A 15640-nucleotide genomic window follows, 5' to 3' on the forward strand; every position below is an offset into this window, starting at 1 on the left:
CCGGCTTCCGTCAGCCGGACGCGTTCACGCTTCCAACGGACACGCCCACCGCCGGCGTCCCCCGGATCAGCTCAGGGTCGCGGCGTGAGGGTCCCAGTCCGGCGGGAGCGGCTCCGGCACGGCGGGGGCCGAGCGGACCCGCCGGAACTCACCCCGCTCCCCGGACTCCGTGACGGCCGTCATGATCTCCAGGACGTGCAGCGCCAGCTCGCCGGACGCGCGGTGCGGCGTGCCCGCCCGGATCGACCGGGCGAGGTCGAGCACGCCGATGCCGCGCCCCGCGACCGTCCCCTCCACCGGCAGCTCCCGCCAGTCGGCGTCGTGGAGCCCGCGGGCCAGCAGCGGCCCCTCGAAGGTGTTGGGGTCGGGGAGCGACAGCGCGCCCTCGGTGCCGACGATCTCGATGAGCCGCTTGGGGACCGGTGAGTCGAAGCTGAACGTCGCCCCCGCCCCCGCGCCGCCCGCGAAGTCGATGAGGGCGTCGACGTGCGTCGGCACCTCCACCGGGATCATCGTGCCCGCCTTCGGCCCCGACCCGACGACCCGCACGTCCCGGGCCCGGCTGGTGAGCGCCGAGACCCGCGCCGCCGGGCCGAACAGGGCGGCCAGCGTGGTCAGGTAGTACGGGCCGAGGTCGAACAGCGGCCCGCCGCCCCGCTGGTAGAAGAACTCGGGACTCGGATGCCACGACTCCGGCCCGAGCCCCTGGGTGGCCGCGGTGACCGCGACCGGCTCGCCGATGAGGCCCGAGCGCAGCGCCCGCAGCGCCGACTGGATGCCGGCGCCGAGGAACGTGTCCGGGGCGTTGCCCACGCGCAGCCCGAGGTCGGCGGCCACGGCCAGCACCTTGGCCGCCTCCTCGGCGTCCAGCGCCAGCGGCTTCTCGCCGTACACGTGCTTGCCCGCCCGTAAGCAGGAGAGCGCCACCGCGGCGTGCGCGGCCGGGACGGTGAGGTTGACGACGATCTCGACCTCGGGCAGCGCGAGCACCGTGTCGATGCCGCCCGAGACCGGCACGCCGTACTGCCCGGCGACCTCCGCCGCGCGGCCCTCGTCGAGGTCGGCGACGCCCAGCACCCGCACGTCGGGGAACGCCGTGAGGTTGCGCAGGTACTGGCCGCTGATCACACCCGCGCCGACCAGGGCGACGCCGACCGGCCCGCCGCTCACGCGTGGTCCAAGGAGCGCAGGTAGGCGTGGCTGGCCGCCAGCGCCTCGAACACGTCACCCGCGCAGTGGTCGAGCTCCACGATCCGCCACGCCCCGGCGGGCGCCGCCGCCAGGATCTCCGGCACCGGCATGACGCCCGCGCCGACCGCGGTGTGGGGCGCCTCCTTGCCGCCCGGCCCGTCCTTGACGTGCAGCGCGCTGACCCGGTCGCCGAGGCGGCGCAGCAGCGCGGGCACGTCCGCGCCGCCGACCGCCGCCCAGTACGTGTCCACCTCCAGGAACACCTCCGGCGCCAGCAGGCCGGCCAGCTCCTCCAGCGCGTGCCGCTCGCCGACCTGCGGCTCGATCTCCCACCAGTGGTTGTGGTAGCCGAGCCGCATCCCGTGGGCGGCGGCCCGCTCGGCCAGCCCGTTCAGCAGGTCGGCGGTGCGGGCCAGGCCGTCGCGGGTGGTGAACTCCTCGTGCGCGATGCCGCCCGGGATGACCACCAGCTCCGCGCCGATCGTCGCGATCGCGTCGAACACCGCCGCCGGCTCCTCACTCAGCAGCGCGTACGCGTGCGTGATCGGCACGGACAGCCCGAGGTCGTCCGCCACCCGGCGGAACCCCTTCGGGTCGGTGGTCGGGTCGAACGGCTCGACGGCGCCGTACCCGAGCTCGGCGACGCGGCGCAGGACGCCGTCGCGGTCGGCGGCGATCGCGTCGCGGACGGTGTAGAGCTGTAAGGCGAGGGGGTTCGTCATCGCGCCACCCCGCCGCGCACGCCGAGCAGGTGCTCCAGCGCGAGCTGGTTGAGGTGGGTGAAGTGGTAGCCGCGCTCGGCCGCCGCCTCCGGGTCGAACTCGTCGGCGGCCAGGTCGGCGAGCGTCTCGCCGGGCGCGAGCGTGGGCACGGCGAGCTGGTCCACGCGGGAGGCCGCCAGCGCCGCCTGGACCTCCGGGTCGGCGCGGAAGGCGCGGGCCTTCTCGCGCAGGATGAGGTACGTCCGCATGTTCGCCGCGGCAGAGACCCACACGTCCTCGGGGTCCTCGGTGCGCAGCGGCTTGTAGTCGAAGTGGCGCGGTCCGTCGTAGCCGCCGTGCTCCAGCAGGTCCACCAGGAAGAACGCGCTCTTGACGTCGCCGTGGCCGAACACCAGGTCCTGGTCGTACTTCGGCCCGTGCTGGCCGTTCAGGTCGATGTGGAACAGCTTGCCCTGCCACAGCGCCTGCGCGATGCCGTGGACGAAGTTCAGGCCGGCCATCTGCTCGTGCCCGACCTCGGGGTTGAGGCCGACCATCTCGGGGTGCTCCAGCTCGTTGATGAACGCGAGCGCGTGCCCGATGGTCGGCAGCAGGATGTCGCCGCGGGGCTCGTTCGGCTTGGGCTCGATGGCGAAGCGCATGTCGTAGCCCTGCTCGATGACGTACTGGCTGAGCAGGTCGAGCGCCTCCTTGTAGCGGGCCAGCGCCGCGCGCACGTCCTTGGCCGCGTCGGACTCGGCGCCCTCGCGCCCGCCCCAGCACACGTACGTCGTCGCGCCCAGCGAGGCGGCGAGGTCGATGTTGCGCATGACCTTGCGGAGGGCGTACCGGCGGACGTCGCGGTCGTTGCTGGTGAACGCGCCGTCGCGGAACACCGGGTGGGTGAAGAGGTTCGTGGTGGCCATGGGGACCTTCATCCCGGTCTCGCCCAGGGCCTTGCGGAACGCCTCGATGGCCTTGTCCCGGTCGGGCTCGACGGCCAGCAGGTCGTCGTCGTGGAAGGTGACGCCGTAGGCGCCGAGCTCCGCCAGGCGGTGTACGGTCTCCACGGGGTCGAGCGCGGGCCGGCTGGCGTCACCGAACGGGTCACGAGCCTGCCATCCGACCGTCCACAGGCCGAAGGTGAAGCGATCATCGGGGGTTGGATTGAACGAGCTCATGGTGCCCTCTCGCCGGTCTAGGATTAAGTCCACAATCTGCACATAATCCTCGGAGGCAGATGTGGCATCGTCAAGAGGCGTGCGGCACGATTCCATGCGCGCCCGCAATCTCGCCGTCGTGCTCGGTGAGATCCGCGCGGCGGGTCCGCTCACGCGGGCCGCCCTCGCCGAGCTGACCGGGCTGACCAAGACCACCGTGTCCAAGCTGGTCTCCGACCTGCTCGACTCCGGTGTGGTCGTCGAGAACGGCGCCGTCCGCGACGGCGAGCGCGGCCGGCCGGGCGTCGCCGTGAGCCTGAGCGGCCACCGGGTCGCCACGCTCGGCCTGGAGATCAACGTCGACTACCTCGCCGCCTGTGTGGTGGACCTCACCCGCGCGGTCCGGGTGCGCCGCACCCGCTTCGCCGACAACCGCGGCTCCCGCCCGGAGGCCATCCTCGCCGACCTGCGCGAGCTGGCCGCGCAGGCCGTCGCCGAGGCCGAGCGCGCCGGGCTGCGCATCACCGGCGCCGCCCTGGCCGTGCCCGGCCCCGTCCAGGACGGCCTGCTGCGCAACGCGCCCCACCTCGGCTGGCGCGACCTCGGCGTGGCCGGCCTGCTGGGCCTGCACGACCTGGCGTGCGAGGTGGACAACGAGGCCAACCTGGCGGCGCTCGGCGAGCTGTGGTTCGGCTCCGGGGAGACCGACTTCCTCTACGTCTCGGGGGAGATCGGCATCGGCGCGGGGCTGGTGGTCGACGGATCGCTGTTCCGCGGCACGTACGGGCTGGCCGGCGAGCTGGGGCACGTCGTCGTCGTGCCCGACGGTCCCGCCTGCCGCTGCGGCGGCCGGGGCTGCCTGGAGGTGTACGCGGGGCAGGACGCGCTGCTCGGCGCCGTGGTGCCGATGCGCGGGCGCGTCGCGGCGCTGCCCGGCGCGGCGGCGGCCATGCCCGCGGCCTCCGCCTCCATCGAGGGGCTCGTGTCACTGCTGGAGGCGGGCGACCGGTCGGCCCTCGCCGCGGCCGGCCAGGCGGGGGAGGCGCTCGGCCTGGCGCTCACCTCGGCGGTCCACCTGCTCGACCCGGGGACGATCGTGCTGGGCGGGGCGTTCGCGCGGCTGTTCCCCTGGCTCGAACGGCCCGTCTCGGACGTCCTGTCGGCCCGGCTCCGGCAGATGCGGCGCACCGCGCCGCGGCTCGCGGTCTCGGCGATCGGCGCGGACGCGGCGATCCTGGGTGCGGCGGGCCTGGCCATGCAGCGGGTGATCGCGGACCCGGCGGGCGCCCTCGCCCTCTGATCTCGTTCAGGCGGCCAGTGCCTGGGTGAGGACGTCCGCGAGCAGGGCCGCCTGCGAGCCGTCCTCGTCCAGGTCGGGATCGAGGATCGTCAGCTGCAGGCCCGCCGCGCCCGGCAGGCACAGCAGGTGGCGCAGCAGCCGTACCAGCTCGTCGGGGGAGAGGCCGCCGGGTGCGGGGGAGTCGACGGCCGACAGCACGGACGAGTCGAGCACGTCGGCGTCCACGTGGATCCAGAACCCGTCGAGCTCCGCGCGGGCCAGCACCTCCGCCGCCGCCTCCTCGCCCCGGGACGCAACCTCGCCGGCGGGCACGTACGCGATGCCGGAGCCGGCGATGTCCCGCAGATCTTCGTCGTCCCGGACGCCCAGCACGACCACGTCCTCGTCCCGCACGTACGGCCGCAGCCCGTCGATGTCGGTCAGGTGGTCGTCGCCCCGCCCGGTCACCAGCGCCAGGTCCTCGCCGGCCGCCGCGCCGACGTGCGGGGAGTTGCCCAGGTGCCGGAAGTCGGCGTGCGCGTCGAGGTAGGCCAGCCCGTACCGGCCCTCGCGCCGCAGCGCCAGGGCGGCCCCGAGCACGATCGAGCAGTCGCCGCCCAGCACCACGGGGAATTTGCCCTCGCCGCGCAGCCCGGCGAGGCGCCCGGCCAGCTTCAGGGTGTAGGCGGCGATGGCCCGGCCGTTGCGCACGCCGTCGCCCGGCTGCCAGGTCGCCACGTACCGGGGCGGCACCACGGCGCCGGCGTCGCTCGCGCCGAGCCGCTGGAGCAGCCCGGCGTCACGCAACGCCCACGGGGCCTTGTAGCAGCCGGGGACGGTGTCGGGCGCGGGCGGCCGCAGACCGAGGTTGGACGGGGCGTCGAGCACGACAAGGCTTCTGTCAGTTGTTATACTGCTCATACTCCTGACGGTAGCACGGGATGACGGGATGGCGGAATGCGGGACTTCGCGGAAACGGGCCTGGTGGCCCTCGACCTGGCCAACACCTGGGACGCGTACCTGGACGACCCGGAGCGCCTGCCGGACGCGGACGCGCTGCGCCGCTTCTGCGCGGCGCTGCGGGTGGACGGGGACGCGTACGGGCCGGAGGACCTGGAGGCGGTCCGATCGACACGCGAGCGGCTACGCGCCGTGCTCTCCGCCGATGCCCAGGACCGAGCGCACGCCCTCGCGCGCTGGGCGGCCGACCTCCCGCTGCGCCCGGCCGTCGAGGACGCGGACGGCGCCCCCCGGCTCCGCCTGGCCCCCGCACCCGGCGCCCCGCTCGCCGACCGCCTCGCCGTACGCGCCGTCCAGGAACTGCTCGACCTCGCGGCGGAGGGTGCCTGGGACCGCGTCCGGATGTGCGCCGCCGCCCCCTGCCGGGACGCGTTCGTGGACCGCAGCCGCCCGGGGAAGCGCCAGTTCTGCTCCACCCGCTGCGCCAACCGCGCCCACGCCGCCGCCTCCCGCGCCCGCCACCGCCCCTGACACCTGTTTGGGCGACTCAGGCGATGTAGACGTTCATGCCGGCGTAGTCGAAGGTGATGGCGTGGGGCTTGAAGAACTCGTGCGTGAAGTTGGCGATCGTCTCGAACCCGAAGAGCTGGAGCCAGGGCCACCCGCCGACGACACCGGGGACGTTCCGGCCGACGGTCTTGCCGAGGCTCATCCTGGCGGGAGTGATCGGGTAGACCGTCATCCCGCCACCCGTGTCCGGATGGGCGTAGTCGATCTCGATGCCCGCCTTCTTGGCGTTCTCCTCGGTCGTCATGACGCCCATGCCCATGCCTCCCGTGTCGAGGGAGGCCACCCGTGGCCCGTAGTCGTTGAGGCTCCCCAGCGTGCAGGGCACGTGGTCGCCGGCCAGCCACAACGGCAGGCGGTCGGCCCCTGCGCGCCCGGCCTCCGCCCGGAGGTCGCGCAGTTGTGCTCCCGTCTTCCGCCGTAGGACGAGCGCCTGGTTCGCGTAGTCCATCGTGGCCAGGAAGTGGTAGAGCAGCGTGGTCCCGATGACACCCGACGGGCGAGAGCCGTCCGGCAGGTCCGGCATTCTCAGGTCGTACCAGACGACGGGAACGTTGCGCAGGACGATGTCACCCAGACGGAACGACTCCATGACGCCGTGGTAGGTCGTGAGGGTCTGCCCGGCGGGATGGCTCGCGCTCATGGACAGCGCGCGCAGACCGGCCTGCTCCGCCATCTCCGTGGAGAAGGCGAGCGTCGCCCCGGTGTCGATGAGGAACCGCTTCGGCTTCGACCCGTTCACGGCGGCCTCGACGCAGGGCAGAGGATCGACGCACACCAGGGGAACCCGCGTCCTCTGCGCGCCGCGCATCTCGTACGGCGTGCCGGTCACGCCGGCGTACTGGGTGGCGAACGCCGCGTCGCTCTGGTCGCCGGTGCTCCTCAGCAGCGGCACCGCGCGGGCGAGCCTGTCCTGCCGGACGTAGCATTGCGCGAGCTGCCGCCTCGAAAAGGTATCGTCGGGCGCCAGGCGGACGGCCTTGCTCAGGAACCTCTCGGCATTCTCGAACTTGTTGGACAGCAGCGCGATGCGTCCGCGCTGCGCGACGCCGTGGGCGTTGCCGGGGTCCTGCCGCAAGAGATGCGCGTAGCCCCGATCGGCCTCCTTGAAGCTGCCTTCTTTGAACAGCTGGTCGGGGTCGATGGTCGATGACGAGGAGCTCAGGGTCATCGAGAGGGGCGCGCTTTCCGGGGGGCCCAGGTGCGGAGCCAGCGCGGCAGCTCCCGCGGCCAGGCCCGCTCGCCGCAGGAACTTACGTCGATCGATGTTCTCAGGGGTGCTCGGCGTGGACGAGGATGTTCGGGGTCGAATCATGGGAGGTATTGCATCCAGCGATGTGTTCACTCCGTATAAACCCGGCTCCGCCCCCTTGGATCGGCCGTGCAGGCGCTCGGGGCGCTCTGGAGAAGCCGGTGATCAGGGACTCGCCCGGAGCCCCGCCCTGCCCCCCGCTCTCTCACGGCGGGCGTCGAGCATCCCGATCACCGGGCCGGCCATCATGCCGACCCCGCACACCAGCAGCGGCCGGCCGTACGGACGCCGCGGCGCCCCCTCGTCGCGCGTCGCTGGCTCCCGGCTGACCACCGATGGGATGGGCGATCAGCGTCACGCGGGTCCTGTACGCCGCTCATGGGTTATTACCGGTCATGGTGGCCGGGCTTCTCACGGTAGGCACATGTAGGCCCAGGTCCTCCGAAGGAAGACTGGGGCCCTGGTCGGTGAAGAGGTCTTTCAGGCCCCCAGAACGGTCAGGCGAACAGGGTGCGGCCCCAGTAGTCGCCCGCGTCCCGGACCCCCGGCGGGCAGGCGAACAGCCCGCTCGACACGTGCTTGATGTACTCGTTCAGTGCGTCGTGCCTGGCCAGGTTCATCTGGACGGGCACGAACTGGGTGCGCGGGTCGCGCTGGTAGGCGATGAAGAACAGGCCGGCGTCCAGCCGGCCCAGGCCGTCGGAGCCGTCCACGTAGTTGTAGCCGCGCCGCAGCAGGTGGGCGTTGGCGTTGTGGCTGGGGTGGGCGAGCCGGACGTGGGCGTCCGCCTTGATGTACGGCTGGCCGTCGGGCCCCTTGGCGTTGAAGTCGAGCGTGTCGAACTCGGCCTTCCCGCCCAGCGGCGCCCCCGCCCCCTTGTCGCGGCCGAAGATGGTCTCCTGCTCGGCCAGGGAGGTGCGGTCCCACGTCTCGATGGTCATCCGGATCTTGCGGGTCACCATGTACGTGCCGCCGGCCATCCAGTCGGAGCCCGACGCCCACAGGTGGTCGCGCAGGAGCTGGGCGTCCTCCAGCTTCATGTTGTTGGTGCCGTCCTTGAAGCCCATGAGGTTGCGCGGCGTGGCCTGGGCCCGCGAGGTGGACGACGTGCGGCCGAAGCCGAGCTGCGACCACTTCACCGACACCTTGCCGAACCCGATCCGGGCCAGGTTGCGGATGGCGTGGACCGCCACCTGCGGGTCGTGGGCACACGCCTGCACGCAGATGTCGCCGCCGGAGATCTCCGGGACGAGGTGCTCGCCGGGGAACTTGGGCAGGTCGGCCAGCGCCGCGGGCCGCTTGGCCGCCAGCCCGAACCGGTCGTCGAACAGCGACGGCCCGAACCCGATCGTCAGCGTCAGCCCGGAGGCGGGCAGGCCGAGCGCCTCGCCGGTGTCGTCCGGCGCGGCCTCCGGGGAGCCGCCGACGGCGCCGAACGTGCCCGCGTCCTTGCCCTGCGTCAGGCGGGCCGCCGCGGCGGTCCACTCCTGGAGCAGCTCGACCAGCTCGGCCCGCTTGTCGGTGATCACGTCGAAGGCGACGAAGTGCAGCCGGTCCTGGGCCTGGGTGACGATACCGGCCTGGTGCTCGCCGTAGAAGGGGACGGGGTCGGAGGTGGAGGCCGCCTGGGCCACCGGCTCGTCGAGCAGCGAGCGCGTGGTGACGGCGCCCGCCCCCACGACCGCCACCCCCGCCGCGCCGAGCCCGAAGAGCTTCCTGCGACTCAGTCCGCCCGCGCCGCCGCCCCTGTGGTCACCGTGCTCGTCCACCGTCACTCCTCCCCGCCCGGTAGTCACTTCGCCACGATGGGGGCGATCTGGCTGATCGGCTCCCCGAGGGCGTTGATCGCGTCCGACAGCTTCTTCAGGTCGGCCTTGGACAGCTTGTCGTGCAGCTCCCAGCCGTCGCCCTTCTGGTGGACGGCCAGCGCCGCCTCGGCCGCCGCGAACCTCTCGTCGAGCGTCTTGACCAGGTCCGGCGCCCGCTCCTCCAGCACCGGCCGGAGCGCCTGCACGGCCGCCTTGGAGCCCTCGACGTTGGCGTCGAAGTCCCACAGGTCGGTGTGCGACCAGATGTCCTCCTCGCCGGTGATCTTGCCGGTGGCGACCTCGTCGAGCAGCTCCTTGGCGCCGTTGGCGAGGTTGAGCGGGGTCAGCTCCGTCGCGTTGGCCTTGGCGACGATGGTCTTGACGTCGGCGATCAGCTTGTCGGCGACGGGGCCGTCCTTGCTGACGTCCTTGGTCACCCACAGGTCCTTCTCGATGCGGTGGAAGCCGGTCCACTCCTCGCCGTCGGCGAGGTCGGCCTCGCGGGCGTCGATGGCGGGGTCGAGGTCGCCGAAGATCTCCGCCACCGGCTCGATCCGCTCCCAGTACGTACGGGACACCGGGTAGAGCTCCTTGGCCTTGGCGACGTCGCCGGCCTTGACCGCGTCCACGAACTCCTGCGTCTTGACCAGCAGCGTGTCGCTCTGCGACTTGACGTACCTCTTGTACTCGGCGGTCGCGGCGGCCAGCTTGGCGTCCTTGTTGAGTGGCTTGTGCTCGCCCGTCACCTTCAGCGGGTTGCGGATGCCCTTGCCGACCATGCCGGGCTTGCAGGTCGCCTCGTACGTGCCGGCCGGCAGCTCGGCGACCACCTCGCGGGTCAGGCCGGGCACGATGTTCTCCACCTCGGCCATGACGCGGTCACCCGGCGCGTACACGTAGAACTCGGTGACCTTGCTCCCGCCGTTGGTGATCGCGAACGTGCTGGTGCCGGCCGTCACCTCGGAGGCCGCCACCTTGCACTCGGTGTCGGACGCGGCCACGGTGATCTTCCCGGGCTTGCCGGCGGCGGCCGGGCCGGTGGTCGCCTGCTCGCCGGAGCCGCAGGCGGCCAGGCAGAGCAGGGCCAGCGCGCCGGCGGCCGGGGCCAGGCCGCGCCGGGCGAGGGGGGTGCGGATGCGCATGGTGCTCCTCAACGGTCAGGCGGACGGCCGGGTGGCCGGGGTCGTGGATGTCGTGGTCGGTGTCGTCTTGGTGCGCTGCGGGCGCAGGAAGAGGAAGAGCGTGGGCACGAGGTACAGCACCCAGGCGAGGGCCTCGAGCACGCTGGGCTGCGGCGTGAGGTTGAGCGTCCCGGCGAGCAGCGCACCGTACCAGGAGTCGGCGGGGACGACCGCGCTGACGTCGAAGGCGTAGGTGTTGAGCCCCGGCAGGATGGCCGCCTCCTGCAGGTCGTGCACGCCGTACTTGAAGATGCCGGCGGCGACGAGGATGAGCAGCAGCCCCGTCCAGGTGAAGAACTTGGTGAGGTTGATCCGCAGGGCACTGCGGTAGAGGCCCCAGCCGATCAGCACGGAGGTGAGCAGGCCCAGGCTGATGCCGGTCAGCGGAGCGGCGGTGGCGGTGGCGCCCTGGACGGAGGCGAAGAACAGCAGCGCCGTCTCCAGCCCTTCACGCGCGACGGCGAGGAACGCCATGACGACGACGGCCAGGGAGCCCATCTGCAGGGCGTCTGTGAGCTTGCCCCGCAGCTCGCCGGAGAGCGCGCGGGCGGTGCGGCGCATCCAGAAGATCATCCAGGTGACGAACACCACGGCCAGCAGGGACGTGATCGCGTCGAAGAGCTCCTGGCCGGTGTGGCCGAGGTTGGCGGCGGTGAAGGTGAGCAGCGCCCCGAAGCCCACGGACAGCGCGACGGCGCAGCCGACGCCCGCCCACACGTGCGGGAGCCGGTCCCTACGGTCGCTCTTGACGAGGAACGCGATGAGGACCGAGACGACGAGCGTCGCTTCCAGTCCCTCGCGCAGTCCGATCAGGTAACTGGCGAACACGGTCACTCCCGCAGCGGCGTAGGAAAGGCTTACCTAAATTAGGGCAGGTGGAGCCTACCCAATGCAAGCGGGTCGACCGACACGCCCCTCCCTTTCGTGCCCCACCGCAGGTCGGAACGGGAACGTCTGCGGCGGCCCATTTCGCCGCGTCCAACCGGTAAAGCCACGGTGCGCGCGTTGCCGCCGGACCCGCCGGGCCGAGGAAGGTGGCCCCAGGAGTCCGTACAGGGGGATCGCGATGGACGATCAGATGGGTGACGCCTTCGGCGTTCGGGTGGCGGGACTGCCGGCCGACGGGCTGGAGGAGTTGCGGTTCACACGCACCTGGGCGCTGGTGGACGAGATCCTCGCGGAGGACCACGCCGAGGCGGGACGCGGTCACCACGGCGAGCCCGGCGTCGAGCCGGACGACGAGGACCAGGACGACGAGCCGGACGGCGGCCCGTACGGCGCGGGGGGACACAGGTTCGGCCGCGACCCCTACGGCGCGCCGGTCGAGGAGGGCGACGACGGCGACGGCTGGGCCGACGAGGCGCCGGGGGCGCTGGCCGAGGCGCTGGCGGCCGAGCTGGCCGACCGGGCCGACGCGCTGCGCTCCCTGGGCGGCGACGACGCGTTCCTGCGCGGGCTGGCCTGCTCCAGCCCCGGCCTGTCGGCCACGATGGAGAGCTGGCTGGCCCGGCCCGGCGCGGTGCCGAGACGGCCCAGGCTGGCACGCCTGGCCAGGAACGTGGCCCGCGCCGCTTCCACGGCCAGCCCGCACGCCGCGTTCACGATCAGCGGGCTGGGCCGGTGGGCGGACACCGGACCGGCCCTGGCCCCGGCCGACGAGCTGCGCTGGAGCGCCGTGCCCGAGGTGGACCTCGGGACGGTGCGCCGCGTCTGGGCGGCGCTGGCCGAGCGGCCGGGGCTGCGCGAGGCCGTGCGCGTACGGGTCAACCCCAGCCTGTGGCAGGAGGACGGCCGGCTGTGGTTCCTCGGAGCCGGGCCGGGAGCCGGGGACGAGGGCGGGGGCGGCCGGTCGGCCGGTGGCCCGTTCCACGAGCGGGGTGAGGCCCCGGCGCCTGTCGCGATCCTGGCCGAGCCGGCCGTGGCCGGGGCACTGGCCTGGGTGCGCGCCACGCCCGAGCCGACCGTCGGGGCGCTGGAGCGCGCCGTCGCCGAGCCGGGCGTGGTGAAGCGGCTCCTCGACCTGGGGCTCCTGGAGCGGCAGCGGCCGTTCGCGGACCAGGCGCTGGACCCGTTCGCCGACCTCGCCGCCTGGGTGGAGGGGGTCCTGCCCGGCGACTCGCCGGACCGGCCGTGGCTGCCCAACGCGCTGCGCGAGGCCGTCGAGGCGACGTACGGCGAGCGCATCAGGCCCGTGGCCGGCTGGCTGCTCGCCCGGCTCGGCGACACGGTGGGGCTCGGCGAGCGCGGCGTCCGCCTGGAGACGGCTGTGTCGACGGCGCCGCCGGCCGTGTGCGGGCGGGCGGCCTGGCAGCCGGTGCTGCGCGACCTGGACGCCGTGCGCCGCTTGGCCGCCGTGTTCGACCCCGACCTTCCGGTCAAGCTCACCGCCGCCGAGCACTTCGTGGAGCGCCACGGCGCGGAGGCCTCGGTGCCGTTCCTGGCCTTCTACCGCGACGCCCCCGCCGCCTGCGCGGACCTGCGGGCGCTGCTGGACCGGACCGGCCCACCCGGCGGCTCACCGGGACGCCGGGTGGCCCGCCTGCGGCGCGACACCTGGGACGCCCTGTACGCCTCGCCGCCCGACGAGCGGGGCGTGCTGGTCGCCGACCCGGACATCGTGGAGAAGATGGCGGTGTCCTGGCCCGCCTACGTCCGGCCGCCCGGCTCCATCACCTGCTACGGCCACCTGACGGAGGGCCCGGAGTTCGTACTGAGCACGGTCACCACCGGCTACGGCCGGGGCGCCGGCAGGACCCGCCACCTGCTCGCCCGCGCGGGCGTGAGCGTCCCCGACGGGACGCGGCAGCCGGTGGCCGAGTGCCTGGGCAGCTTCGGCAACCACCTGAACCTGCGGCCCGCCTCGGCCATGGGCGTCGACTACCCGTTCACCGTCACGGACGGCGCGGAGCTGTCGCTGACGGACCTGCGCGTCTCGTACGACCCCGGCACGCTGCTCCTGGTGCTGACCGGCGCGGCCGGCGAGCCGGTGCGGCCCGCCCATCTCGGCATGTCGGCGCCGCGCGCGCTGCCGCCGGCCTGGTCGTTCCTGGTTCGGGTGTTCGGCGAGCCGGTAGGGCTGACGCCGGTGCCGTGGCGCTCGGCCGCGGCCGTCGACGAGGTGCAGGCCAGGCCGCGGCTCCAGCTCGGCCGGGTGGTGCTGGCGCGGGCCGGCTGGCGGATGCCGGTCGCCGAGCTGCCCGTGCCGTACGAGGGGGAGAGCGACGCGGCGTTCGTGCTGAGGACGGCACGCTGGCTGGAGCGGCACGGGATCCCGCGGCGGTTCTTCGTCCGCTTCGGCTCGGGGCGGCGCGCGGCCCGCAGGCCGTTCTACGTGGACGTCACCGACCATTTCCTGCTGCTGGCGATGGCCCGCTCGGCGGCCGGCAAGGACGGGAACGTGGTGCTGGAGGAGGCCCTGCCGGACCCGGCGGACGCCCCTTCCTACGGGGCGCACGGCAGGCGGGTCACGGAGTACGCGCTGGCCGTCTCCGGCTGACGTCCGCCAGGGACGGCACGTCGCGCATCGTGCGCACGAACACCGTCCCGAGCAGGGCGTCGGCCAGCAGGGGAGCGCCGTGGTTGTCGCCCAGGAGCGCGAGCGCGGCGCCGCCCGTGAGCAACGCGCCCGCCGCGATCCGCGGGGGGACGGGGAGGCCGGCGCGGCCGCTCAGCGCCCACGCGGCCAGGCCCCCGGCCAACCCGGCGACGGCGACCGAGCTGCCCGCGCTGTAATGGCTGGTCACGTAGCCGACGGCGTTGCCGGCCAGGCCGCCGGCCAGGTACAGGGCCGCCCAACGGGCCCGGCCGAACGTGCGCTCGGCGGCGATGCCGGCGACGAGCAGCATCACCCCGTTGAAGACGACCTGGTGCCAGCCCTCGGGGTTGACGAGGATCGGCGTGATCAGGCGCCACCACTCGCCGTGAAAGAAGGCGTTGGAGCGGGCGAGGGCCTGGGCGAAGCCGGGGACGAGGTATCCGGCCGCGGTGGTGAGGGCGGTGACGACGAAGACGGCCCAGGTGAGGACGGGACGGGCGCCGGGGGTTCGGGGCAGGGAGCGGTTCACCACTGGTTCTCCATGCGGGACGGTCAGGCGACGGGGGCGAGCTCGTTCTGCGGCTCGGGCTGCCGACCGGCCGTGCGCAGCATAGCGGCGCAGACGAGGGCGACGGTCATGACGGCGGCGGCCACCGCGAACACCACGCCGAGCGACGAGACGAACGGCCCCACGGCCGCCGGGTGGGTGGCGACGCCGGAGACGTCCAGCCCGCCGGTCCTGGCGGCGAGCACGCGGGCCAGCAGCGAGCCGAGGACGGCGGAGCCGACGGCCATGCCGAGGTTCTGGAACCAGCGGATGCCGGTGGTGGCCACGCCGAGCTGGGCGGCCGGCGCCTGCTGCTGGACGAACACGATGAGCTTGCCGAGGAGCTGCCCGAAGCCGAGCCCGACCAGCAGGAGAGCGCCCCGCACCAGCCACAGCGAGGTGTCCGGGCGCAGGAACGCGAGCCAGGCCAGGGCGATCGCCGTGGCCCCCGTGCCGGCGACGAGGGAGGCGCGGACGGAGGCGTCGCGGCCGAGGAAGCCGGAGGCGGTCAGCCCGAGCGCCATGAAGACGAGGTAGCCGGCGGCTCCGGTGGCGCTCACGCCCCGCGCCACCTGGAGGTAGAGCATCAGGTAGATCATGGTGCCGACCATGGCGACGCTGCACAGCGCCTGCACGAGGAAGGCGCCGCGCAGGGCACTGACGCGGAAGAGGCTCAGCGGCAGAACGGGGTGCTCGGCGGTGGCCTGCCGCAGGAGGAACAGCGCGAGCGACACGATCGCGGCGGCGCCCAGGCCGAGGATCATCGGCGAGTTCCAGGCGTACTCGGTGCCGCCCCAGTCACAGAACAGCAGCAGGGAGCAGGCGAAGGCGGCGGCGAGCGCGGCGCCCGCGACGTCGATGGTGCCCCTGACGGCGTGCCGGGGGATGCGGACGGCCCACAGGGCCCCCGCGATGATGAGCGCGGTGATCGGGAGGTTGACGAGGAAGGCCAGCCGCCAGTTCCCGTGGTCGGCGAACAGGCCGCCGATCAGCGGGCCGACCGCGAAGCCGATGCCCGCGACCAGACCGGCGGCGGCCCCGGGGCCGCCCTTGTCACCGGGCCTGCGCAGGTGGGCCATCACCACCATGGTCACGCTCATGAGGCCGCCCGCGCCGATGCCCTGCACCGCGCGGAAGGCGATGAGCTGGCCCATGCTCTGCGCGAGCCCGCACAGCAGCGAGCCGGTGGCGAACGTGGCCACCGCTCCGAGGAAGACCTGCTTGGCGCCGAGCGCGTCGCACAGCCGGCCGTACAGGGGGAGCACGGCGGTGGCGCCCAGGGCGAACGCGGTGACGAGCCAGGCGACGTGGTCGAGGCCGCCGGCGGGGTCGAGCTCGCGGACGATCGGGACGATCGCGGAGGAGACGATGTTCTGGTCGAGGACGGCCACGACGATCGTGAGCAGGCAGAGCAGCTTGGCCACTCCGAGCTGGGTGTCGGTCATGCTCGTACTCTAAG

At 73.5% G+C, this 15640-nt stretch carries 13 protein-coding genes and 1 pseudogene; 3 read left to right on the forward strand and 11 right to left on the reverse strand.

Features of this window, described 5'->3' with window-relative positions; translation table 11 throughout:
• Window positions 1-66: 66 nt before the first annotated feature.
• From AB0H64_RS25830 to xylA, 3 genes are read right to left on the reverse strand one after another with little or no spacing between them, the layout of a single operon-like run.
• Window positions 67-1170, reverse strand: coding sequence for a Gfo/Idh/MocA family oxidoreductase (locus tag AB0H64_RS25830; protein ID WP_357629153.1), 1104 nt, complete (start codon window positions 1168-1170; stop codon window positions 67-69).
• The gene (locus tag AB0H64_RS25835; RefSeq protein WP_357629156.1) at window positions 1167-1913 is read right to left on the reverse strand and encodes a sugar phosphate isomerase/epimerase; all 747 of its coding nucleotides are present in this window, start codon (window positions 1911-1913) and stop codon (window positions 1167-1169) included. Before AB0H64_RS25835 ends, AB0H64_RS25830 begins: the two co-directional genes overlap by 4 nt.
• Window positions 1910-3073 carry a xylose isomerase gene (xylA, locus tag AB0H64_RS25840; protein ID WP_357629159.1) on the reverse strand — a complete coding sequence of 388 codons (1164 nt, stop codon included), beginning with the start codon at window positions 3071-3073 and terminating at the stop codon, window positions 1910-1912. The genes AB0H64_RS25835 and xylA overlap by 4 nt, the downstream gene beginning before the upstream one ends.
• A gap of 79 nt (window positions 3074-3152) precedes the next feature.
• Here xylA and AB0H64_RS25845 point away from each other — a divergent pair, with 79 nt between their 5' ends.
• Window positions 3153-4352, forward strand: coding sequence for an ROK family transcriptional regulator (locus tag AB0H64_RS25845; RefSeq protein ID WP_357629162.1), 1200 nt, complete (start codon window positions 3153-3155; stop codon window positions 4350-4352).
• 6 nt (window positions 4353-4358) lie between these two features.
• On the opposite strand, the gene AB0H64_RS25850 is transcribed toward AB0H64_RS25845, so the two are convergent.
• Window positions 4359-5219 (reverse strand): arginase family protein, encoded by an 861-nt coding sequence (locus tag AB0H64_RS25850; protein ID WP_357629165.1) that lies wholly within the window; start codon window positions 5217-5219, stop codon window positions 4359-4361.
• Between the two features lie 69 nt (window positions 5220-5288).
• On the opposite strand from AB0H64_RS25850, the gene AB0H64_RS25855 reads away from it, so the two are divergent.
• A complete protein-coding gene (locus tag AB0H64_RS25855) occupies window positions 5289-5822 on the forward strand; it encodes a CGNR zinc finger domain-containing protein (RefSeq protein ID WP_357629168.1) in 534 nt (177 codons plus the stop codon).
• A gap of 16 nt (window positions 5823-5838) precedes the next feature.
• On the opposite strand, the gene AB0H64_RS25860 is transcribed toward AB0H64_RS25855, so the two are convergent.
• The 5 genes and pseudogenes from AB0H64_RS25860 to efeU all read right to left on the reverse strand — a co-directional run bounded on the left by AB0H64_RS25860 (window position 5839) and on the right by efeU (window position 10927).
• Entirely contained in the window at window positions 5839-7029 is a 1191-nt protein-coding gene (locus tag AB0H64_RS25860) for an aspartyl protease family protein (RefSeq protein WP_357629379.1), read from the reverse strand.
• Window positions 7030-7056: 27 nt separating this feature from the next.
• Window positions 7057-7173, reverse strand: a pseudogene (locus AB0H64_RS25865) (twin-arginine translocation signal domain-containing protein); the annotation flags it as partial.
• A 434-nt stretch (window positions 7174-7607) separates the two neighbouring features.
• Window positions 7608-8879 (reverse strand): iron uptake transporter deferrochelatase/peroxidase subunit, encoded by a 1272-nt coding sequence (efeB, locus tag AB0H64_RS25870; RefSeq protein ID WP_357629170.1) that lies wholly within the window; start codon window positions 8877-8879, stop codon window positions 7608-7610.
• 23 nt (window positions 8880-8902) lie between these two features.
• Window positions 8903-10060: an iron uptake system protein EfeO gene (gene efeO, locus AB0H64_RS25875; RefSeq protein ID WP_357629173.1), complete on the reverse strand. Its 1158-nt coding sequence runs from the start codon at window positions 10058-10060 to the stop codon at window positions 8903-8905.
• Between the two features lie 15 nt (window positions 10061-10075).
• Window positions 10076-10927: an iron uptake transporter permease EfeU gene (gene efeU / locus AB0H64_RS25880; RefSeq protein ID WP_357629175.1), complete on the reverse strand. Its 852-nt coding sequence runs from the start codon at window positions 10925-10927 to the stop codon at window positions 10076-10078.
• A gap of 238 nt (window positions 10928-11165) precedes the next feature.
• On the opposite strand from efeU, the gene AB0H64_RS25885 reads away from it, so the two are divergent.
• Window positions 11166-13595 carry a lantibiotic dehydratase gene (locus tag AB0H64_RS25885; protein ID WP_357629178.1) on the forward strand — a complete coding sequence of 810 codons (2430 nt, stop codon included), beginning with the start codon at window positions 11166-11168 and terminating at the stop codon, window positions 13593-13595.
• On the opposite strand, the gene AB0H64_RS25890 is transcribed toward AB0H64_RS25885, so the two are convergent.
• Both AB0H64_RS25890 and AB0H64_RS25895 read right to left on the reverse strand, forming a co-directional pair.
• Window positions 13564-14166 carry a rhomboid family intramembrane serine protease gene (locus AB0H64_RS25890; protein ID WP_357629181.1) on the reverse strand — a complete coding sequence of 201 codons (603 nt, stop codon included), beginning with the start codon at window positions 14164-14166 and terminating at the stop codon, window positions 13564-13566. The two genes, AB0H64_RS25885 and AB0H64_RS25890, sit on opposite strands and share 32 nt — an antisense overlap.
• 20 nt (window positions 14167-14186) lie before the next feature.
• Window positions 14187-15626 carry an MFS transporter gene (locus tag AB0H64_RS25895; protein WP_357629184.1) on the reverse strand — a complete coding sequence of 480 codons (1440 nt, stop codon included), beginning with the start codon at window positions 15624-15626 and terminating at the stop codon, window positions 14187-14189.
• Between the last annotated feature and the right edge of the window lie 14 nt (window positions 15627-15640).

Origin of the sequence: Nonomuraea sp. NPDC050733, assembly GCF_040654215.1 — a bacterium.
In the GTDB taxonomy this organism is placed as follows: Bacteria; Actinomycetota; Actinomycetes; order Streptosporangiales; family Streptosporangiaceae; genus Nonomuraea.

Bases quoted from the DNA above. Each gene is read 5' to 3' on its own strand.
- AB0H64_RS25835 (WP_357629156.1), bottom strand. From the start codon at position 1,913: ATGACGAACCCCCTCGCCTTACAGCTCTACACCGTCCGCGACGCGATC.
- xylA (WP_357629159.1), bottom strand. From the start codon at position 3,073: ATGAGCTCGTTCAATCCAACCCCCGATGATCGCTTCACCTTCGGCCTG.
- AB0H64_RS25855 (WP_357629168.1), top strand. From the start codon at position 5,289: ATGCGGGACTTCGCGGAAACGGGCCTGGTGGCCCTCGACCTGGCCAAC.
- AB0H64_RS25860 (WP_357629379.1), bottom strand. From the start codon at position 7,029: ATGACCCTGAGCTCCTCGTCATCGACCATCGACCCCGACCAGCTGTTC.
- efeO (WP_357629173.1), bottom strand. From the start codon at position 10,060: ATGCGCATCCGCACCCCCCTCGCCCGGCGCGGCCTGGCCCCGGCCGCC.
- AB0H64_RS25885 (WP_357629178.1), top strand. From the start codon at position 11,166: ATGGACGATCAGATGGGTGACGCCTTCGGCGTTCGGGTGGCGGGACTG.
- AB0H64_RS25895 (WP_357629184.1), bottom strand. From the start codon at position 15,626: ATGACCGACACCCAGCTCGGAGTGGCCAAGCTGCTCTGCCTGCTCACG.